Origin of the sequence: Cellvibrio sp. KY-YJ-3, assembly GCF_008806955.1 — a bacterium.
Lineage (GTDB): Bacteria > Pseudomonadota > Gammaproteobacteria > Pseudomonadales > Cellvibrionaceae > Cellvibrio.
Window position 1 is genome coordinate 2261644 of sequence record NZ_CP031727.1, and the last position, 20993, is coordinate 2282636.

General features: G+C 48.9%; 21 protein-coding genes. 11 read left to right on the top strand and 10 right to left on the bottom strand.

Annotation, left to right across the window (positions count from 1 at the left end):
* Positions 1-11: 11 nt before the first annotated feature.
* Positions 12-389, bottom strand: coding sequence for a PilZ domain-containing protein (locus D0B88_RS09590; RefSeq protein ID WP_007643028.1), 378 nt, complete (start codon positions 387-389; stop codon positions 12-14).
* A 40-nt stretch (positions 390-429) separates the two neighbouring features.
* Positions 430-834, bottom strand: a complete 405-nt coding sequence (locus D0B88_RS09595) for a PilZ domain-containing protein (protein WP_151056780.1) — start codon at positions 832-834, stop codon at positions 430-432.
* A 172-nt stretch (positions 835-1006) separates the two neighbouring features.
* Here D0B88_RS09595 and D0B88_RS09600 point away from each other — a divergent pair, with 172 nt between their 5' ends.
* The 8 genes from D0B88_RS09600 (at position 1007) to D0B88_RS09635 (ending at position 8546) form a co-directional block, all read left to right on the top strand.
* A complete protein-coding gene (locus tag D0B88_RS09600; RefSeq protein ID WP_007643024.1) occupies positions 1007-1915 on the top strand; it encodes an ROK family protein in 909 nt (302 codons plus the stop codon).
* A gap of 1 nt (position 1916) precedes the next feature.
* Positions 1917-2840 (top strand): ABC transporter substrate-binding protein, encoded by a 924-nt coding sequence (locus D0B88_RS09605; RefSeq protein WP_151056782.1) that lies wholly within the window; start codon positions 1917-1919, stop codon positions 2838-2840.
* 22 nt (positions 2841-2862) lie between these two features.
* Positions 2863-3864 carry an iron ABC transporter permease gene (locus tag D0B88_RS09610; protein WP_225318308.1) on the top strand — a complete coding sequence of 334 codons (1002 nt, stop codon included), beginning with the start codon at positions 2863-2865 and terminating at the stop codon, positions 3862-3864.
* A 1-nt stretch (position 3865) separates the two neighbouring features.
* A complete protein-coding gene (locus D0B88_RS09615) occupies positions 3866-4687 on the top strand; it encodes an ABC transporter ATP-binding protein (protein WP_151056784.1) in 822 nt (273 codons plus the stop codon).
* Between the two features lie 177 nt (positions 4688-4864).
* A complete protein-coding gene (locus D0B88_RS09620) occupies positions 4865-5338 on the top strand; it encodes a DUF4442 domain-containing protein (protein ID WP_151056786.1) in 474 nt (157 codons plus the stop codon).
* Between the two features lie 60 nt (positions 5339-5398).
* Positions 5399-6484 (top strand): Gfo/Idh/MocA family oxidoreductase, encoded by a 1086-nt coding sequence (locus D0B88_RS09625; protein WP_151056788.1) that lies wholly within the window; start codon positions 5399-5401, stop codon positions 6482-6484.
* Positions 6462-7757, top strand: coding sequence for an MFS transporter (locus tag D0B88_RS09630; RefSeq protein WP_151056790.1), 1296 nt, complete (start codon positions 6462-6464; stop codon positions 7755-7757). Before D0B88_RS09625 ends, D0B88_RS09630 begins: the two co-directional genes overlap by 23 nt.
* Positions 7758-7955: 198 nt before the next feature.
* Positions 7956-8546 carry a hypothetical protein gene (locus D0B88_RS09635; protein ID WP_007643012.1) on the top strand — a complete coding sequence of 197 codons (591 nt, stop codon included), beginning with the start codon at positions 7956-7958 and terminating at the stop codon, positions 8544-8546.
* Between the two features lie 70 nt (positions 8547-8616).
* Here D0B88_RS09635 and D0B88_RS09640 read toward each other — a convergent pair whose 3' ends face one another.
* From D0B88_RS09640 to D0B88_RS09650, 3 genes are all read right to left on the bottom strand, one after another.
* Entirely contained in the window at positions 8617-9339 is a 723-nt protein-coding gene (locus D0B88_RS09640) for a DUF1461 domain-containing protein (protein ID WP_151056792.1), read from the bottom strand.
* An 83-nt stretch (positions 9340-9422) separates the two neighbouring features.
* The gene (gene dapE, locus D0B88_RS09645) at positions 9423-10574 is read right to left on the bottom strand and encodes a succinyl-diaminopimelate desuccinylase (protein WP_151056794.1); all 1152 of its coding nucleotides are present in this window, start codon (positions 10572-10574) and stop codon (positions 9423-9425) included.
* A 141-nt stretch (positions 10575-10715) separates the two neighbouring features.
* Positions 10716-11288: an Hsp20/alpha crystallin family protein gene (locus tag D0B88_RS09650; RefSeq protein ID WP_151056796.1), complete on the bottom strand. Its 573-nt coding sequence runs from the start codon at positions 11286-11288 to the stop codon at positions 10716-10718.
* 520 nt (positions 11289-11808) lie between these two features.
* On the opposite strand from D0B88_RS09650, the gene D0B88_RS09655 reads away from it, so the two are divergent.
* Genes D0B88_RS09655 through D0B88_RS09665 form a run of 3 tightly spaced genes read left to right on the top strand, consistent with a single transcriptional unit; the run spans position 11809 to position 16750 of the window.
* On the top strand, positions 11809-12777 hold the full coding sequence (locus tag D0B88_RS09655; protein ID WP_007643003.1) for an ABC transporter ATP-binding protein: 969 nt from the start codon (positions 11809-11811) through the stop codon (positions 12775-12777).
* Positions 12767-15685, top strand: coding sequence for a Gldg family protein (locus tag D0B88_RS09660; RefSeq protein ID WP_151056798.1), 2919 nt, complete (start codon positions 12767-12769; stop codon positions 15683-15685). The genes D0B88_RS09655 and D0B88_RS09660 overlap by 11 nt, the downstream gene beginning before the upstream one ends.
* Positions 15686-15718: 33 nt before the next feature.
* Positions 15719-16750 carry a DUF4340 domain-containing protein gene (locus tag D0B88_RS09665; RefSeq protein ID WP_151056800.1) on the top strand — a complete coding sequence of 344 codons (1032 nt, stop codon included), beginning with the start codon at positions 15719-15721 and terminating at the stop codon, positions 16748-16750.
* A 94-nt stretch (positions 16751-16844) separates the two neighbouring features.
* Here the strand turns inward: D0B88_RS09665 and D0B88_RS09670 are convergent, their stop codons facing one another.
* The 5 genes from D0B88_RS09670 to dapC form a co-directional block, all read right to left on the bottom strand.
* Complete coding sequence (locus tag D0B88_RS09670; protein WP_151056802.1) at positions 16845-17546, bottom strand: YebC/PmpR family DNA-binding transcriptional regulator; 702 nt, start codon at positions 17544-17546, stop codon at positions 16845-16847.
* A 133-nt stretch (positions 17547-17679) separates the two neighbouring features.
* On the bottom strand, positions 17680-18711 hold the full coding sequence (dapD, locus tag D0B88_RS09675) for a 2,3,4,5-tetrahydropyridine-2,6-dicarboxylate N-succinyltransferase (RefSeq protein ID WP_151056804.1): 1032 nt from the start codon (positions 18709-18711) through the stop codon (positions 17680-17682).
* A gap of 28 nt (positions 18712-18739) precedes the next feature.
* Positions 18740-19084, bottom strand: a complete 345-nt coding sequence (locus D0B88_RS09680) for an ArsC family reductase (RefSeq protein ID WP_151056806.1) — start codon at positions 19082-19084, stop codon at positions 18740-18742.
* Positions 19085-19107: 23 nt separating this feature from the next.
* Positions 19108-19782, bottom strand: coding sequence for an endonuclease III (gene nth / locus D0B88_RS09685; protein WP_151056808.1), 675 nt, complete (start codon positions 19780-19782; stop codon positions 19108-19110).
* Complete coding sequence (gene dapC, locus D0B88_RS09690; RefSeq protein ID WP_151056810.1) at positions 19779-20978, bottom strand: succinyldiaminopimelate transaminase; 1200 nt, start codon at positions 20976-20978, stop codon at positions 19779-19781. Before dapC ends, nth begins: the two co-directional genes overlap by 4 nt.
* Positions 20979-20993 lie beyond the last annotated feature (15 nt).

The following is a 20993-nucleotide window of genomic DNA, read 5'->3' on the forward strand; positions in this document are numbered from 1 at the left end:
CGCGCGCCTTATTACTCGTGGCCGTTTTCAATTAAGGTGATGAGTTCGTATAACAATGTCTTATCGGCCGGCGTATCCGGCTGAAATTCAAAGCCGAGAATATGTTCGCGCACATGTACTATGCGGCCATGCAAATCCAATCGCTTTTTATTTGACGTAACCAGATTCAAATTTTCCAAATCAATATGTACACGCAGTGCATCGCCTTTTTGCAAAAGGTGTTCATCCAGCAGCGCAAGGCGTGCTCCGCTTTCGGATAAGTCCAACACATGGGCTTCCCAGGTTTTGGTGGAGTACTGCAAGTCAGCATAGGCACGCAAAGGAAAGCGCGGGAATCGGCGTTTGTCCTCGTCAGTTAAATCGCTGGTTTCCAGGTCATTAGGCATCATGGTTATGATTTCCTTCAGTCATAGTTAACGGGGCGCAGAATTAATAATCGCTGATTAATTCAGACAGCTCGCGCTCGGCAGCTGTTGCGTCACCCAAATTCAGTTCGATCAGACGGCGCAAGTGGCTTACGCTGTCGATGTCAATCGAACTGCAGACCAACCCTGTCTGCTGGTGATGTTGATGCGCTACAGTGACCGACATAGCAATGGTTGTATTGTCGGACAGCAATATTTTTACCAGCGCCGGTTCACTGATGGATACTTCCTTGGGGAGTGGTTGCTGCAGCAATAATCCTTTGAGTGAAATATCCAGCAAGGTGGCGCGCCAGTGGAAATCGCCTTGCGCTAATTCGACATGGGCATCAAATAGAATACGACTGAATTTTCGGCGTTCACTGGCAGAGGTGGGTGTTGATTGTATGTTAGAGCTTGGTTGATCGTTCATAAATAATTAATCGGCAGGGCATGGATATGCACTAGAGTCTAGCTCCCACTCGCCAAATCGCCATTTTTTTGTCGCTGCTAATTGTTAATTTCTGTACTCAATTGCTTCGCTTGCCAAGCGCCACCTATAATTTCGCAGCAATAACCAACAAATAGATAACGGATTGATTTTTATGACTGAATTTCGCATTGGTATCGACTTGGGTGGGACTAAAACAGAAGTGATCCTGCTCAATGGCGATAGTCAGGAGCTGTTTCGTACACGCATCCCCACAGTGCGCGATGATTACCCCGCGACCCTGCGCGATATAGCCGGTTTAGTGGCGCAAGCTGAAGCAGCCGCAGGTCAGAACCATTTGCCGGTGGGCATTGGTATTCCCGGCACTGTTTCGCGTAAAACCGGTTTTGTCAAAAATGCCAACTCCACTTGGCTCAATGGTAAGCCGTTCCAAAAAGACCTGTCTGCTTTTTTACAGCGCGATGTCAAAGTCACTAACGATGCGAATTGCCTTGCCGTATCCGAGGCGACTGACGGCGCCGGGCGTGGTTACGATCTGGTATTTGCCGGTATTCTCGGCACGGGTTGTGGTGCCGGTCTCGCCTTTAAGGGGGCTCCGATTGTCGGCCCCAACGGCGTTGCTGGTGAGTGGGGGCACAACCCCTTGCCCTGGACTAGCGAGGCCGAATTAAATGCACGCCCCTGTTATTGCGGTAAGGCGGGTTGTATGGAGACGTTTTTATCCGGCACCGGTTTATGTCGCTCTTATCATGTTGCGGGTGGAGAAAAAATCAAAGGCCATGAAATTGTCGAGCGCGCGGCGCAAGGTGAAACCATGGCGCAGCAGGTATTGGCAAATTATTACGATCAACTTGCACGCGGCTTGGCAACCATTATCAATACGCTTGATCCGGATGTGATTGTGCTCGGTGGCGGGGCATCCAATATCGCAGCAATTTATACCGAAGTACCCAAGCGATTGCCGAAATACGTATTTGGCGGTGAATGCGATACACCTTTAGTAGCTGCAATCCACGGTGATTCTAGCGGTGTGCGCGGTGCTGCTTGGTTGAATCCACTTTAAGATGAAACTATTTGCAGTGTTTCAACTGATTAATTTTCCTCTTGCCGTTTTTAAAAGCGCGCTGTGCGAAAAAGTTGCGTCTAAAAAGCCCATCCAGTTTGCGATGGGTTTTTTGTTGTCGATTTTATCCAATGTTGTTTATTCACAAGTAACGTTTACAACACAAACAGCACCGCAGCGAATAGCTTCACTCAATATTTGCATCGATCAATTACTCTGGGAGCTGGTGCCCCGTGAACGATTGGTATCGATCAGTTATCTCACGGCCGACCCCATCTGGTCGCCCATTGCCGAACAAGTCAAAGGCATGCCAGTGAACCACGGTTTGGCTGAAGAAATTGTGCCGCTCAAACCCGATGTCATCTTTGCGGGCGAGTTTGATGCGCCCACCGCGATAGAGTTATTAAAAAAGCTGAATCTGCGCGTTGAACGTTTGCCTTTACCGCGCACGCTGGGGGATATCAATACTCAAATTTTGCAATTGGCTGAATTGGTTGGCACGAACGAAAAAGCGCAACAGATGGTGAACAACATCGACCGGCAGGTTGCCGCTTTACAAACGGTCAATAACGGAAAAACACCACTCACGGCTTTTTGGTATTCGGCTAATGGTGTTGTGATTGGCGATGGCACTTTGGAGCACGAATTAATGCAACTCGCCGGTTTGCGTAACCTGGCCGCAGAGCGCGGCATGTTTGGTTTTAATCAGCTTGATCTGGAATTGCTGCTCAGTGCCAAACCGCAAATTTTAATTGTGGAGCGGGGCAGTGACGATGCTTATTCACTTGCGCGTGAATATCTTTCACACCCTGCATTGCAGCATGCTGATTTTAACGTGGTTACCTTGCCGGCAGGGTTATCGGGCTGTGCGGCCACTGTGATCAGTGATGTGGCCGCCCAATTAAAAAATTCTCTGGCGAAATAAATTACTTAACAGGTATTCACCTTTGCAGACCAAAATCTCATTTACAACCTTAACCTGCTTGCTGGTACTGGCTATTGCAATTGCATCGGTAATGGCGCTCAACACGGGCCTTGCCGATATTGAAGTCATCAAAGGCTTGCAGGATTTTTTAAACGGCGAACAAACCCTCGCGGCAAATGTGGTTGGGCAAATTCGCTTGCCGCGGTTGATTCTCGCGTTGGTGATTGGTGCAACCTTGGGAATGTCAGGCGCTGCGATGCAGGGTTTGTTGCGCAACCCGCTGGCTGACCCTGGGGTATTGGGGGTGAGCAGTGGAGCTGCTTTTGGTGCTATTTGTACTTTGTATTTTGGTGTGGCGGCCAGTGCCTGGTATTGGTTGCCGGGTGCGGCGATTGTCGGTGCGTTATTTACCTTGTTTATGGTGTATGTGCTCGCCGGTTTGCACAGCAGTATGCTTGCGTTAATCCTGGCGGGTACGGCCATGAGTTCGATTATGGTGGCTTTAATTGCCGTGACTTTAAATTTTGCGCCCAGTTTGTACGCCATGCAGGAAATTGTATTTTGGCTATTGGGTTCGCTTGCGAATCGCCATTTTGATCACGTAAGTATCGCCCTACCACTCGCGCTGATTGGTTGGGTGATGATGCTCAGCCGCAGCCGTTTTTTAGACGCGCTCAGTTTGGGTGAAGACAGCGCACGTTCGCTCGGTTTTAATAATCATCGCGAGCGCGGAATTTTATTGTTGGGGATTTCTATCGCAGTTGGTGCCTGTGTGGCAGTGAGTGGCGCGATTGGTTTTATTGGTTTGGTCATTCCGCACTTGTTGCGACCGTTTGTGGGTTATCGCCCTGGCCGCTTAATGCTGGCCAGTGCTCTTGGGGGGGCTTTGTTATTAGTGCTGGCCGATATTCTGGTGCGTCAGTTTGACAGTGCGCGCGAATTAAAAATTGGTGTGGTGACCTCCTTAATCGGCGCACCATTTTTTCTGTTACTTATTTTAAAAACCCGTTCACGGTGGGCCTGATATGAATCCGCTACCCGGCACACAACCTAACGCACAACTTAGTACAGAACAGGTCTGCCTCAAACGCGATGGCAATTCAATTTTGGTGGATGCCAGTGTGCAGCTTCATGCGGGCGAATTTGTGGGTTTAATCGGCCCCAACGGCGCCGGTAAAAGTTCACTGCTACGCGTAATGGCCGGATTGCAACAACCGGATACCGGCACAGTGAATTTGGCCATCGCCGGCGAAACATCACTGCAACCGCTTGCGAAAATTCCAGCCCGTGAGCGCGCACAAATTCTTGCCTATTTGCCTCAACAGGAAACACCGGCCTGGCCGCTGCAGGTAGAGCATTTGGTCGGGCTCGGGCGCGCGCCCTGGCACAAACCCATGAGTGGAAAATCAACGCGTGATAAAAGTGCCATTGAACATGCGTTACAGATAACGGAATTGACGGATTTTCGTCAGCGTATCGTCACCACATTGTCTGGCGGTGAATTGCAGCGCACACTGCTTGCGCGTGTATTTGCCGGTGAGCCCAAAATTATTTTGGCCGATGAACCTATCGCGGCGCTCGATCCTTATCACCAGTTGCATATGATGGAATTACTGGCCGAACATTCACAGCAGGGCGGTACGGTGTTTGCCGCACTCCATGACTTAAGTTTAGCGGCACGTTTTTGTTCGCGCCTGGTGCTCATGCACCATGGGAAAATGGTTGCGGACGGTGAACCGATACAAGTGCTTACCACAGAAAATTTGCAACAGGTTTATGGCATTAGCGCCTATGTGGATTGCCGTGAAGATGGCGTAGTTATAGTCCCGCGTAAGCGGGTGTTTTAAATATAGCTTCGCGCAGGCGAGTTTTTTAATTCCTATTTGGAAGTCGTGGGTTGAAAGGGCTTGCGAAATTATTGTTGCGACAATCGGAGACATGGATGTCGACGGTTAGCCTACAGGGACGTATTTACGGCGTGTCGCAACAATAATTTCGGAAGACCTGAAACAGGCCCCTTGCTTATGGAACGCAAAAAAATGAAAGCAGGATTTTTAAAATTTATTGTCAACAGCTGGCCGCCATTATTTTTTGCTGGCATTAAAGTCACCTACCTCGCGGCTGATTACCGCGAAGCTCACGTCACGTTAAAATTGCGCTGGTACAACCGCAATTATGTGGGCGTGCAATATGGCGGTAGCTTAATGTCCATGACTGATCCCTGGTATATGTTGCTGTTGATGCACAATCTGGGCAGCGATTATTTTGTGTGGGACAAACACGCGGAAATAGATTACGTTGCCCCGGGTAAAACCCATGTGCACGCCTATTTTAAAATCAGCGACGAAACTCTGGCGGAGATTCGTGAAAAAACGGCCAATGGTGAAAAATATATTCCTGAGTTCAGTGTGGATATTCTCGACGATCACGACAAACTCGTCGCCCGTGTTAAACGCCGCGTCTACATAAAGTTAAAACCGCGTGCGCGCGCGAATTAAAACCCTGTTCACACGCCCAGCAAACGATCCAGTTCATTTCCCTTTTATGTGGTAATTCTTATGCTCAATGTCGCACTTTGTTCTTATGGTATGTCAGGCAAGGTTTTCCACGCGCCGCTTATCGCCGCCGAACCAGGCTTGAACCTGCACACGATTTTGCAGCGCAGTGAACCTACCGCACTGGCAGATTACCCACAGGTTCATATCGCCAAAACCTTTGAAGAAATAATCGCCAATCCCGTTATTGATTTAGTAGTAGTGAATACTCCCAATGAATTGCACTACCCAATGACCAAAGCCGCGCTGCTTGCCGGTAAACATGTAGTGGTGGAAAAACCCTTTACCCTGAGTTTGGATGAAGGCAATGAATTAATTGCATTGGCACAGCAACAGCAAAAAATTCTCTCGGTGTTTCAAAATAAACGTTTGGAAAGCGATCACCTGGATGCGCAGAAAATTATCGCGTCGGGTGCGCTGGGCCGCATTGTGGAAGTGGAATGGCATTACGATCGCTACCGCACCAACATCACCCACAAAAAATGGAAAGAAGACAAACTGCCAGGCTCCGGTACCTGGTTCGATTTAGGTATACACATGGTAGATTCCATGCTTTGCTTGTTTGGCAAGCCGGGCGCCGTGTATGCGGACATGCGCAGCTTGCGCCGCGCGGAAGGTTCTACCGATTATTTTAATGTTTGTTTTCACTACGACGACATGCGCGTACTGCTGCGCTCCAATACTTTTGTTAGCGAAAAAGGCGCAACCGTTTCCATTCATGGCGATAAAGGTTCATTCCTGAAGTTCGGGCAGGATGTGCAAGAAGGTCAGCTCATGCAGGGTGTTATTCCCGGAAAGTCTGGTTGGGCACAACCCGGTGACGATAACTACAGTGTGCAACATACCCATCACCACGGCGAAACAAAACGCCAGGTTGTAGCGGGTGAGCGTGGCTGTTATGAAAAATATTATAGAAATATTGTGGAGGCGATTTTAGATAAGGCGCCGCTGCTGTTTTTACCGGAGCAATCATTGCTCGGTGTGGAGCTGTTGTTGGCGGGGGAGGAGAGCGCGCGCAACGGGGTGCTTATTTATTTGACCAGCGACTCTCAGCAGAGAAAAAGTTATGACCCAAGATATCTCCCGTAACGCCAATCGGTTTGTTATTTTCAGTGTCTTTTTTTCGGCGCGTGCCTATTACCCGGTATTGGCGATTTTATTTATCGACCTGGGTTTAACACTCGATCAATTTGTGATGCTCAATTTAATTTGGGCGCTGACGATTTTTTTATTTGAAGTTCCCTCTGGCGCATTGGCAGATACGATTGGGCGGCGCAGGTTATTAATTGCCGCTTCAGTGTTAATGATCGTGGAGATGCTTTGTTTGTTATTCGCGCCGCGCGATGCAGGGCTGCTGCTATTGGTGTTTTGCATTATCAATCGCATTTGCTCCGGGTTGTCGGAAGCTTGCGCGAGCGGGGCAGATGAGGCGCTGGCTTACGATTCGTTACCGGCAGAAAATCGTGCTCATGCCTGGGATCACTTATTGGCTAAAGTAATGCGCTGGCGTTCGCTGGGTTTTGTGGTCGCAATGATTGTGGGTGGTTTGCTCTACGATGCCCAAGCAGTAAATTTACTGCTACCAGCGGCATGGCATATAGATTCAACCATCGCGCACCGCCTGCCGGTTATTTTGGTGTTGTTACAGGCGCTGGTGTGTTTGGTTATTACCCTGCGCATGGTGGAACCTCACCACTCTGCGGCGGGCTCACCGCTCACTCATGCGTTTAAACTCACGGTAGATACCGCGCGTTGGGTTTTTACTAATCCCAAAACTCTGGTGGTGATTTTAGTGGGCGTAGCGCTTGATTCCATTGTGCGCAATTTTGCGACCATCAACAGCAGCTACTATCGTCTGATTGAATTGCCCGAGTGGACTTACGGTTTTTTTGGTGCGGCCTTGGGGGTATTGGGGTGGTTTGTGCCGGGCATTGCCAAGCGGTTAAATGCGCGTTTTTCCCTGCTCACCAATTTGGGGCTTATTGCACTGCTGACGCTAATTGGTTTGCTGGCATTGGTGCCTGCATGGCGTATTTATGGGGTGGTTCCGGCGCTGTTGCTGATGACCACAATGGGCTTGCTTGGGTTTACTGTCAGCCGTGTATTGCATCAGGAGGCTGACTCTGCGCGCCGTGCAACAGTACTGTCGGTAAAAGGGCTGATTTTTAACCTGGGGTATGGTTTGTTTAGCCTGGGTTTTTCATTGCTGCTTGCCAGTTTCCCTGCTACACCTGAGGGAATGGCACTGCGCAATGCGCTGTTATGGCAGGCGCCACTCTTTGCGCTGCTCATTGGAGCCCTGTTGATTTGGGCCTTTTATCGCCTACGCGCCAAGCCAGGTTTACGGGGTGATGATCGTTAATCCCCGAAGCTTTTGGCGTAAAAATCATTAAGGTGTCGGATAAATTTACAGTTTTGATGATTTGCGTGCCAAGTTAAAACTGAAATTCTTTAAGAATCATTGTGTTGTGTTTGATATTTATTTTGGCATATTTCATGCTTTGGTTGTGACAAGTGTGGATCGTGTCACATTTTAAAATCAAATTTTAAGGAGACCGCCGTGTTGCAGTCATTGATCAAGTCTGGAGTTGTTGTTGCAGTAGCAAGTTTGTGGAGCCTGGTAGCTTCAGCGGGAAGCATTACCTGCGGTAATCAATATCGTACCGCTACCCTGACCTCGGCCGAATTGTGCGAAGTGGGTTCCGGCAATACCAAAGAATCTGATATTGAGAGTTATTTTGGCGGTGACTGGGATCACTTGGGTGGTGTTGCCGGTGCAAACGGTACTGGCGGCAGCTTGAACTCTGGTTTTTTAACGGTGACCCTGCTGTCAGGTACTTGGGGCAGTGGTGGCCCAATCTCTGGTACTTGGGCTATCGATGAAGATTTCTGGACTGTGTACGGCAAAGCGGCGCTGTCTATTCATGTCGGTAATGGTAAATACGATCCAGACCATTTTGCCTGGTCAATCAGTGAAGGTAATACCTCCGGTACCTGGTCTTATGAAAAGCTCAGTGGTAATGGCGGTGGTTTGTCGAATATGCATTTGTGGGGTTCAGGCGAGCCTGCGATACAAGTATCAGAAGCAAACATCGGCGTATTGTTGATGTTGGGTTTGCTGTCTATGTTTGTTGCACGTCGTCGCGTGTAATCAAACCGGAAGTAAAAAAAACCGCAGTTGACACTGCGGTTTTTTTTGCGCTGAATTTAGTGATTCCAGATTAGCGGCGGGATTGCAGCAGTTTGTTCAACCCGTAAACACTTGCACTCCACAGTGTAATCAGCAGGGCTACCAACAGCAGGGCGATAAAAGCAAAAATATCCGGTGCTTTCATCAAGGTAGTCATCAGCGATTCTTCATAATAAAAAAACCACTGGTGGCCTTCGGGGAAAACTTGCACATGCAGCCAATAGAACACTGCAGTGGGGCCGATCAGCACTATTGCCAGTGCAATTACCAAGGTGGCCGCTAAAAAACCTAACAGGATATATTTGCTGGCAGGTGGCACCAGTCTCTGCCAATAGGTCAGTGCGATTAACCCCAGCCACATAAACAGACAGCTCACGCCGGTTGCATAAAACACATCAATTAAATTGGCGACATCTTGCAGGTGCACAATTTCTGCCTCGTGCATCAGTGGCGTTGTTTGCCCGCTCGGCAATGGGTAGCGAATATCTCCCAAGCCTTTACCGCTGTTTTGCACTGCATCAGTAATTTCACCAAACAGGCGCCAGTGGTCTGCGGGCGTGGTGGATTCAAACTGCTGTTTGTAGCGATTCTGCGGAGCATATTCGGCAATATGCTGATCCAGATTTAATAGCGTGTAGCCCGCTGGATACGCAAAATGAAACTGTGCCAGCAAATGCCAACTGACCAGCGCCAGCGCGATTAATTGGCAGGTAAAAAATAGCGGCCACAATAAAAAGTGTTGTAGGTGTTTCATTTACTTACGCATCCGGTTTTTGTAAAACACAGGGGCTATTTTTTGTAAAACACAAAGACTATTTTTGTAAAACACAGGTGCTATCAGGTCAACAATTTTTCCAGCGTGCGCTCATAAATCCCCGTGAGTTTATTTAAATCATCGGCGCTAATACATTCGTTTACTTTGTGGATAGTGGCGTTGATTGGCCCCAGCTCCACTACTTGCGCGCCGGTAGGGGCGATAAAACGGCCATCGGAGGTGCCGCCGGAGGTTGAGAGTTCTGCATTCAAACCGGTTTCGATTTTGATCGCATCCACCACCGCATTGACCAAATCACCGCGCGGTGTCAGGAACGGCTGGCCGCTCAGTATCCATTGCAGGTCATAGGTAAGCTGGTGTTTGTTTAAAATCATCTCCGTGCGCTCGCGCAGTATTTGGTCAGTGAGTTCGGTAGAAAAACGGAAATTGAATACCACCTCCACTTCACCGGGAATCACGTTAGTCGCACCGGTGCCGCCATTAATATTGGAAACTTGGAAGCTGGTGGCGGGGAAAAATTCGTTGCCGTTATCCCAATGTGCGCCAGCCAACTCCGCCAATGCCGGCGCCAGTTTATGAATCGGGTTGTCGGCCAGGTGCGGGTAGGCCACATGCCCTTGAATGCCTTTCACTTTTAAAATTGCACCGAGCGAACCGCGACGGCCATTTTTAATCACATCACCAACGTGTGCAGTACTTGAGGGCTCGCCCACAATGCACCAGGTGATTTTGGTATTGTGCGCTTCCAGCCACTCCACAACTTTTACCGTGCCGTTGATGGACGGGCCTTCTTCGTCGCTGGTAATTAAAAAGGCGATACGGCCTTTATGATCGGGATATTTGGCGATGAAATTTTCGCAGGCCACCACCATACAGGCGAGTGAACCTTTCATATCGGCCGCGCCGCGCCCGTGCAGCATGCCGTCGATAATTTGTGGTTCAAAAGGCGGATTATTCCAGTTGGCTTCGGGGCCGGTAGGCACTACATCGGTATGGCCTGCAAACGTCAAAATCGGGCCGCTCGCGCCGTCGCTGCCCTCGCGAATACTCCAAAAATTATCCACCTCACCAAAACGCAAACGCTCGGTTTTAAAGCCAATCGCTTCAAGGCGTTGAATCATCATTTCCTGGCAGCCATCGTCCTCTGGTGTTACCGAGCGGCAGCGAATTAAATCAGTAGCAAGTTGCAATGTGGGTGTTAAGGCAGAAGTCATGGCGATATCCAGAAAGAAGAGGCCGCAAAATAAGATGCGATGAAAGATGGCGCCGATTCTACAGGTTTGCGACGGGGGGCTCTAGCAAGGCAGGTTTAATGGCGGGCAGAAAAAAGCCCTCTGGAGGAGGGCTGTGCGGGTTTAGCTGGTTTTGTTGTTGATGTTGATCCGTTTGCTTTCACTCGGTGGCAGCGCCTTGCGTGGAATAGTAATCTCCAGTAAACCGTGATTCATGGACGCGCTTATCTCGTCCTGGTTGCAATCCTCTGGCAGGGTGAGTACACGCTGAAAACTGCCAAAAGAACGCTCCATCCGGTAGTAGTGTTTATCGCTGGATTCTTTTTCCTCTTTTTTCTCACCGCGAATAGTGAGCACACCTTTATTGATTTCCAGATTGATGTCCTTCTCGGTCAAGCCGGGTGCCTCCAGGCTGATCTGGTAACTCTTGTCATCGCTTGCAACATTTAATTTGGCCTGAAAACCGGTGATGTTAAATAACCCATCTTTTGGCCAGCGGTTGTTGAGCGATGGCATATTAAAATCGCGAAAGGTTGCATCAAATAACCGGTCAATTTCCCGCTGCAACCGCAGCATGGGGTGACTGCCGGTGGTGTTGTCTTTTTCTTCATTACTGGCACTGGTTGTAGCGGGCGCTTGTTGCCCTGCATCTTCATGTTTAAACCAGTTCCAGGGGTTGAGTTGCAATCTGTTCATAAGCACCTCCTGTTGTGGTGAATCATCGGTAGTTAAGTGCGCTGACATAACTGTCAGTAACAGCCTAGCGCCAATGACCCGCTGCACATTTGTGTTGGATCAAATAGCGCGGTTAATTATTAACTAAGGCTGGAATTGCCTGACTTCAAGCCATGTTGCTAGATGCTTTTTCTATAAAAATAAATGCCAACATAAATTTGTTTTATTAATCTGCACCTATCCTTTTTCATGGGTTCTTCATGGTCATTAAATTTTTTTATCTGGTGCCTTGAACTTTATTTATGGTGTCCTTATCTAAGGCCGCAGCTTCGTTAGCTACGATTGTTTTGTGGGAATAATCCCGTTACTGAGGAAAAAACAATGTATAACGCGAACCTTATTCATAACGCGGTTATCCAATTCTCGCTCTTGTTTTTTGCGCGCTTCTGGCGCCCCCCGCCCATATTCCTTGCGGTTTAACGCACTGTATTTCTAACTGAATTCTTGTTGTTATCTATCGTCCATTAATCTGGAGGCTTTTATGCTGGCAGTGTCAAAACTCAAGCGAGCCTACGGCGATTTTGTGGCGGCCGATGAGGTCAGTTTTACTATCGCCAAAGGTGAAATCGTAGGTTTGCTTGGCCACAATGGGGCAGGCAAAACTACCGTCATGAAAATGTTAAGCGGTTATTTGGAACCCAGTGCAGGAACCATCCAGTTTCAGGGGCTGGCGCTGGCGGATAATCTCAAAACCTTGCAGCGTAAAATTGGTTATTTGCCAGAAAATTTACCGATTTACCCTGAAATGTCGGTGGCCGCTTATTTGGATTACGCGGCCGAGCTTAAAGGTTTGCAGGGCGCGGAAAAACAGCGCGACATAAAGCGTGTGATTGACGCGACTGACATAAAAAATAAATTGCTGGCGCCCATTGCCAGTTTGTCGCGCGGTTACAAACAGCGCGTGGGGGTAGCACAAGCATTGCTCGGTCGTCCCGCACTGTTAATTCTGGATGAACCCACCAACGGCCTGGACCCACAGCAAACCCTGCAAATGCGTGAGTTAATTCGCACTATTGCGCAGGAGGCGACAGTTATTTTATCCACCCACATTATGCAAGAAGTGGATGCCTTGTGTGACCGCGTATTGATGATGCGCGCGGGGCGCTTGGTATTGGATGAAAAATTGTCGGAGTTGCGCCGCGCCCGCTCCTTGTTACTCACCACCAATCAATCCGGTGCTGAACTGGAGCCAGTGCTGCGCTGTGTAACTGGCGTAAAAACAATTGAAACTCTTGGTAAAAATGCACATGGCGAGCAGCTGCGTATTCACTTGGGCGATGCCGCTGACGTGCAAGCCACTACGGCTGCGCTGGCGCGTTTAGTATTGGAAAACAACGCCGAGTTATACCAGCTGCAACCCGAAACCCGCGACCTGGAAAGCCTGTTCCGCGATATCAACAATGCCACGCTGAGCGCGAAAGAAACGCAGGAGGTTGATCGTGCTGCCTAACACTACGATTACAAAAATTGCCAAAAAAGAAATCGGTTTATTTTTTTCCTCGCCGATCGCCTATTTATTTTTAGCCGCTTTTGCGGCTGTCAGTTTATTTGCGTTTTTTTGGGGAGAAGCTTTTTTTGCCCGCAATATTGCCGATGTACGCCCGCTGTTCGAATGGATGCCGCTGCTGCTGATTTTTTTGTGCAGCACTATCACCATGCGTTTATGGAGTGAGGAACGCCGCAGCGGCACGCTTGAGCATGTACTTACCCAACCCGTGCCGCTGTGGCATTTTGTGGTGGGTAAATTTTTGGGCTGCGTGGTGTTGTTGGTGATTGCACTGGCGATCACTTTGCCGCTTCCCATTACTGTTGCAGTGCTGGGTGATTTGGATTGGGGGCCGGTAGCAGCGGGTTATGTGGCAACCTTATTGTTGGGTGCTGCTTACTTGAGTATGGGGTTGTTTGTATCTGCGCGCAGCGATAATCAAATAGTCAGTTTGATTAGTGCCGTGGCACTCTGCGGTTTTTTTTATTTGTTGGGCAGCAGTGCAATTACCAATTTGATGGGCAATAGCGCCGCCGAATATTTACGTTTGCTGGCTACCGGTGCGCGTTTTGATTCTATCGCCCGTGGGGTGATTGATCTGCGCGATTTGTATTTTTATATCAGCCTGGTGTTGGTGTTTCTCGCCTTAAATACCTACGCTTTGGAGCGCGAACGCTGGGCAGCCACCGGCAACAAAACCCATCATGGTCGCTGGCGTTCTGTTACCGCGCTGTTGTTGATTAATGCCTTGGCAGCCAATCTCTGGCTCGGCCAAATTAATAGCCTGCGTATTGACACCACTCGCGGCAATCAATATTCCATTTCTACTGCAACCGAACACTATTTGCAGCAACTGCAAGAACCCTTGTTACTGCGCGGATATTTCAGCGGCAAAACCCATCCGCTGTTATCACCGCTGGTGCCGCAGCTGCGCGACTTGATGAAAGAATATGAAGTGGAAGGCAAGGGTTTAGTGCGCGTGGAATTTGTGGATCCGGTAACTGACCCGGAGTTGGAGCAAGAGGCAAATCAGAAATATGCCATTCAACCCGTGCCCTTCCAAATTTCGGATCGCTACCAAGCTTCGCTGGTGAATTCCTATTTCAACGTGTTGGTTCAGTATGGCGATGAATATCAAGTGCTGGGCTTTCGCGATTTAATTGAAGTAAAAAGTGCCGGCGAAACCGATTTGGATGTGCAACTGCGCAACCCCGAACACGATTTAACCCGCGCGATTAAAAAAGTGCTGCATTCTTATCAAGCGGGCGGCAATTTGTTTGACACAGTAAAAGGCGAGCTGCGTTTTACTGCCTATGTGTCAGCGGATAATCGCCTGCCTGAGGCGCTTAAAAACTTTAAGGATCTGGTTAGTGCTGAGGTGAATAAACAACGCGAAAAATCGGGCGAGCGTTTGCAGTTGGAGTTTCTCGACCCGGATGCTAATGGCGGTGAATTGGGGCAGCGCATCGCTCAGGATTATGGTTTTAATCCTCTGGCGACCAGTTTGCTCAGCAATGAACGTTTTTATTTTTACATGACCTTGGCGCAGGGTGAGCAGTTGGTGCAGATCCCGCTGGATGATATGAGTGCGGCAAGTTTTGAGCGCAACTTTAACGCCGCCCTGAAACGATTCGCTTCAGGTTTCACCAAAACGGTAGCGCTGGTGACTCCAGCGGCGGATATGGGCGGCTACTATGGTGCTCCGGCGGGGCCGCAATTTAATCAGCTGCAGGAATTTCTCGGTGCAGAATTAAATGTGCAACGCGAGGATTTGTCCGACGGCAGTGTGAGCGGTGAGGCGGATGTATTATTGCTCGCTGCCCCCAAAGAATTGGGCGAAAAAGAATTGTTCGCGGTGGATCAATTCCTTATGCAAGGTGGCACGGTAATTATGGCCAGCTCGCCCTACAGCGCCTCGGTCAGCCAGCGCAGTTTGAGTTTGCAAAAACACAACAGTGGTGTGCAGCAATGGCTCGCCCATCACGGTATTCGCATGGAAGAAAAGTTGGTGATGGATAAACAAAACTTGCCTTTCCCAATTCCTGTGAGCCGCAATCTGGGTGGTTTCAGTGTGCAGGAAATGCGCATGGTGGATTACCCTTATTTTGTGGATGTGCGTGGGCAAGGTTTGAATGCGGAGAACCCTATCACCAGCGGTTTGCCACAGGCGAGTCTTGCATGGGCTTCACCTATCGCGCTGGATGCTGACAAAAATCAGCAGCGCCGAATTACCGAATTGCTACGCAGTTCGGACAGCGCATGGCTGAGTGGCGATATGAATATAGTGCCGCAAGTCAACAGCGATGGTTTGTCACGCTTTATTCCTGTGGGCGAACAAAAATCCCATTTGTTGGGTGTGATTAGTCAGGGCCGTTTTGATTCTTTTTTTGCCGGAAAAAATTCGCCCTTGCTGGTCAATACAAACGCAAACACAAACGCCGATACAACCGCGGCAGGAGCTTCCGAGGCTGAGGCAGATAATGGCGATGCGGCTTTATCTACTACACAAACAGTGAGCAGTGTTATTCAACACTCTCCGGAATCTGCACGCATTATTTTATTCAGCTCCAACGATTTCCTGAGCGATGCCGTCATCAATATGACCGGTATGGCCACCGGTGGGCAGTATCTTAATTCGGTGCAATTGCTTGCCAACACGGTGGATTGGGCGCTAGAGGATGAAGGGCTGGTAAGTATTCGCGCGCGCGGCAATTTCAACCGCACTCTGCCCGCTATGGAACAAACAAGCCAAGTTTTTTGGGAGTATTTAAATTACGCATTAGCGCTGGGTGCGCTGTTGTTGGTGGGGCTGGTGCAGCGTCAGTTTAAACGTCGTCGCGAACAACAGTACCAGCAGTGGCTGGCGAACTAATCACACTCACTATTGACCAGAAAGAGGTGAATAATGAACCAAGCAGTAACCATTAATGTTGCCCGGAGTAATAGGGTAGAAACCATGCGGGATATGGGGCGCTGGCAACAACGCCTGTGGCTCTTGTTGGTGATTCAAGTGTTATTGGTGGTGGGAGTTTATGCCTATCAACAGAACTCCCGTGCAACACCAACGGCGGTACCCTTGTTGCCAGTGTCCACAAACGTGATTGATCGCATTGAAATCGCTGATGCGACAACTAGTGTGCACCTGAATAAACAAGCGAATCGCTGGCAACTCACGCAGTCGTCCTTACCGGTAGATAATGAAAAAATCACCGCATTGTTGGAGAAGCTAAACGGATTGCGGTTGACTTGGCCGGTTGCCAATACCGCATCCAGCCACGAGCGGTTTGAAGTAGGCGAACAAAAATTCCAGCGCAAATTGCGCCTTTATGAAGGTGATAAATTGCAGGCGGAATTTTATTTAGGCAGTTCACCTGGTTTCAAAAAAGTGCATTTGCGCCGTGCGGGTGATAATCAGGTCTACAGCGTTGCACTCAGCACTATGGATGCAGCCACCAGTGGTGATGATTGGTTGAATAAACAACTGCTCACCACTACTAATCCAGTCAACATCAAAGGGCGTGATTACGAGTTGCAAAAACAAGGTGAAAACTGGCAATTAGTTGGTGAAACCGGCGTGTCATTAAACACCGAAAAAGTCACGGCCTTGGTGAAGGCGTTGGCTAGTTTGCAGGTGCAGTCTGTGGTGCAAGAAGCACCGAAGGGCGAGCCCATTACTCTCGCGGTAAAAAGTGCAGAAGGCAATTGGCAGTATGACTTTATCAAGACTGACGCTGGGCATGTTGTCAAACGCAGTGATCGCGAGCAGTACTTTTCACTGAGTCAGTATGAGTATGAACGTATCGCTCAGGTCGCGCGTGAAAGTTTATTGGCGCCGGCGACTGCCACGGAGACAAGTCCGACAACACCAAACTCTGCAGCGACTAATCCGGTAGAGGCTGTTGTGCAAGAAGCGACTAAAGGTTTGTTAGGGAATTGACCTAACTAAAAACAAACAGCCCGGCATATGCCGGGCTGTTGTTATTTGTATCTATGTTTCTAGCTATCGCTATTTTGCTTTCGTTCAACGGTGCTTAACCCGCTAAACCAACATAAACCTCATGCACATCGTCGTCGTTATCAATCGCGGCGAGGAATGCTTCAACTTCTGCCAATGCTTCATCGCTCAAGCTGACGGGGTTTTTAGGTTTGTAACCCAGCTTGGCAGATACCACCGTAAAACCCTGGTCGGGCAGGGCTTTTTGCACTAAATCCAAATCGGTTAAATCGGTGTAAAAAGTGACTGTGCCGTCATCGTCCAATTCAAAATCCTGTGCGCCTGCTTCAATCGCCGCCATTTCTGCGTCGGCATCGGCGTTGGCAGCTGTGGCTTCGATAATGCCCAGATGATCAAAATCCCAGGACACTGAACCGGAAGTACCCAACTGGCCTTTGCGGAATAAACCGCGAATATTGGAGATGGTGCGATTGACGTTGTCGGTAAGGCATTCAACGATCACGGGCACCTGATGCGGTGCGTAACCTTCATAGGTGACTTTTTCGTAACTGGCGGCGCCGTCGAGCTGGCCCGAGCCTTTTTTAATCGCGCGCTCCAATGTCTCGCGCGTCATTGAGGCTTTTTTGGCTTGGACGATAGCGAGGCGTAGGCGCGGGTTCATATCCGGGTCTGCACCCGAGCGTGCTGCGATCATAATTTCTTTGGTGAGTTTGGTAAAAATTTTACCTTTTGCGCTCGCAGCTTCTTCTTTATGTTTTGCTTTCCATTGTGCGCCCATGATTATCGCCTCGTTGTTTGCACAAACCCATTGTGCCTGGTTTATCGGTAGGGGCAGCTGCTTGCTGCGCCCGTTGTATGTAAATTATTTTGTATTCATCAAGGCACAATAAATTGCGCCCGAACCAATCAAATTAATTCGCGTGCAATGCAGTATTTAATTGCAACGCACTTTTATTGGTAACCACTTCCACGCGGCCCGTGATGGAATTGCGGCGGAATACCAAATCATTCACACCGGCAAGTTCACGCGCTTTGATAGTTTTTACTTCGTTGCCCGCATCGTCCAATACCACCACTTTAGTTCCAGCGGTAATATAAAGGCCCGATTCTACTTTGCAGCGGTCGCCCAGTGGAATACCAATACCGGCGTTAGCACCTATCAGCGATTCTTTACCAACCGAAATGACAATATTGCCTCCACCTGAGAGAGTGCCCATGGTGGAGCTACCGCCGCCCAAATCTGAACCGGCACCGACAAAGACACCGGCAGAAATACGGCCTTCAATCATCGCCGGGCCTTCAGTGCCCGCATTAAAGTTAACAAAACCTTCGTGCATGATGGTGGTGCCTTCGCCCAAGTATGCGCCTAAACGTACCCGCGCCGTGTGTGCAACGCGTACGCCTTTAGGCACCACGTAGTTGGTCATTTTGGGGAATTTATCCACGCAGGATACTTCCAGTTCTTCGCCATTCAAACGCGCTTGTAATTGACGCGCAGGTAATTCATTAACATCGATAGCACCTTGGTTGGTCCAGGCAACATTGGGCAGTACGCCAAAAATTCCGGCGAGCACTGTGTTGTGTGGTTTCACCAAACGGTGCGACAACAAATGCAATTTCAAATAGCCTTCAGGAACCGATGTGGGGTTGGTATCGGTTGCGAGCAGTGTGGCGACCAATGGACGTTTGCTTGTCGCCAGTGATTTTGCCAGCTCGGCTTGCGCGCTGTCGCCAGCAATGGTGAGTGCTTGGGCGATTTCATTGGCTTGATTGGTGGACAGTGCAATCGCTTGATTGCCATCGGTATAACCCACAATGGTGGCAATCGCGCGCGCAACTGCTTCTGACGGTGCGAGTACTGGCTGTGCATAAAACACTTCCAGCCATTCACCTTTTACGTTCTGTGTGCCTATACCTAAACCGAGTGCGTAGAGTTGAGTCATGTTTTTTTCCTGACAATAGTGCAAATAATTAATTAAAAATGGCGCTGTATTCGGTGTCTTTAAAACCGACGTGTTTTTGTTTGCCGGTATCGAGCAATGGGCGTTTTATCAATGTCGGGTTGGCACTGATCACCTTTGCTGCAGTGGCTTCACTAAAATTATTTTTGATTGCATCGTCTAATTCTTTCCACGTAGTACTGCGTCTATTCACCAGTGCATCCAAACCGATTTCAGCAATCCAGGTTTCTATTTGTGCGCTGGTTAAACCATCGGCACGGAAGTCGTGAAAGCGGTAATCTACTTTATGTTGTTCAAGCCAGCTACGGGCTTTTTTGACGGTGTCGCAGTTTTTAATGCCGTATAAGGTGGTCATATTCTTTCGTCGTGTGAAGATGGTTATGGTTTCAAAACAATTTTTGGTTTCTTGCGTTGCGGATAACAGGTTCTGCAAATATCGCATACTGTGCCATCACAACCGCGTGCGGAGCAAAACTCGCGCCCGTAATAAATGATTTGTAAATGCAATGCGTTCCAGCTGTTTTGGGGAAAAAGACGTTTTAAATCTTTTTCGGTTTGCACCACATTTTTACCGTTGGTTAAACCCCAACGCTGCGCGAGGCGGTGAATGTGGGTATCTACCGCAAATGCGGGTACACCAAATGCCTGGCTCATCACTACGCTCGCCGTTTTATGGCCTACACCTGGCAAGCGCTCCAGTGCCGCCCAATCCTGTGGCACCTGACCATTATGTTCTTCCACCAGCATTTTGGATAACACCGAAATCGCTTTGGATTTTTGCGGTGATAATCCGCAGGGGCGAATAATTTCCTGAATTTTTTCAACGGGAACTTTGGCCATATCGAAAGGATTGTCTGCCAACTCAAACAAGGCGGGCGTAACAGTATTAACCCGTTCGTCTGTGCACTGGGCAGACAAAAGAACTGCGATGAGCAATGTATAAGCATCTTTGTGATGCAAAGGTATTGGCGGGTTAGGATAAAGGCTTTGTAATCGCTGCAAAATAAATTCAACCCGCGCGCTTTTGCTTAAGTTTTTTAACACTTCACTCATAGCGATTTTACAAAAGCTTTGATTCGTTCGGCCGCTTCAATGCATTCCGCTAAAGGCGCAACCAATGCGAGGCGCACATAATATTCGCCGGGGTTCATGCCATCGGCTTCGCGCGCTAAATAACTGCCGGGCAAGGTAGTTACCTTTTGTTGGGCAAACAATTGTTGTGCAAACAATTCACCTTTAATGGGCGTTTTTGGCCAGAGGTAAAAACTCGCATCCGGTTTTTGTACTTCCAGGCAACCATCAAGCACTTTTAATACCGCATCAAATTTTGCACGGTAGGCATCCCTGTTGGCGATTACGTGTTGCTCATCCTGCCATGCGGCCACACTGGCAAGTTGTGTTGGCACTGGCATAGCGCAACCGTGGTAGGTGCGATAGAGCAAAAACTTTTCCAGAATTTTGGCATCGCCACCCACAAAACCAGAGCGCAACCCCGGCAGGTTAGAGCGTTTGGATAGACTGTGAAAAACTACGCAGCGGGCAAAATCATCGCGGCCGAGCTCTGCACAGGCTTGCAGTAATCCAACGGGGGGATTTTGTTCATCAAAATACAATTCTGAGTAACATTCGTCGGAGGCGATAACAAAATCGTATTGGTCGGCAAGTGCAATCAATTCTTTGAATTGCGCTGAGCTCATTACCGCGCCGGTTGGGTTGCCCGGTGAACAAATAAATAATAATTGGCAGCGCTCCCATATTGATGCGGGGACGGCGGCAAAATCCGGAATAAAATTATTGTTTGGCGTGCAGTTTAAAAAATAAGGTTCTGCACCGGAGAGAATCGCTGCACCTTCGTAAATTTGATAGAAAGGGTTGGGCGATACTATTAACGGATTGGTTTTGCTGCGATCAATAATCGCTTGTGCAAAGGCAAATAACGCTTCCCGTGTACCGTTTACCGGCAGCACATGATTCTCTGCAGTAAAACTACCAGCGTTGAGTTGAAAACGTTTGGTCGCCCAATTGGCGATTGCTGTGCGTAATTCTGGCAAGCCTTTGGTGGTTGGATAATTCGATAATTTAGGTAAATTATTAACGAGAGTATCCAATACAAACGCCGGCGGCTCGTGTTTGGGTTCACCGATGGATAGCATAATATCGGTTAGTTCGCGTGGTGCAGATACGGCCGCTTTAAGTGCTGCTAATTTTTCAAAAGGGTATGGATGAAGCTGGTTTAAATCCGGGTTCATAGTTAGATCAACAAT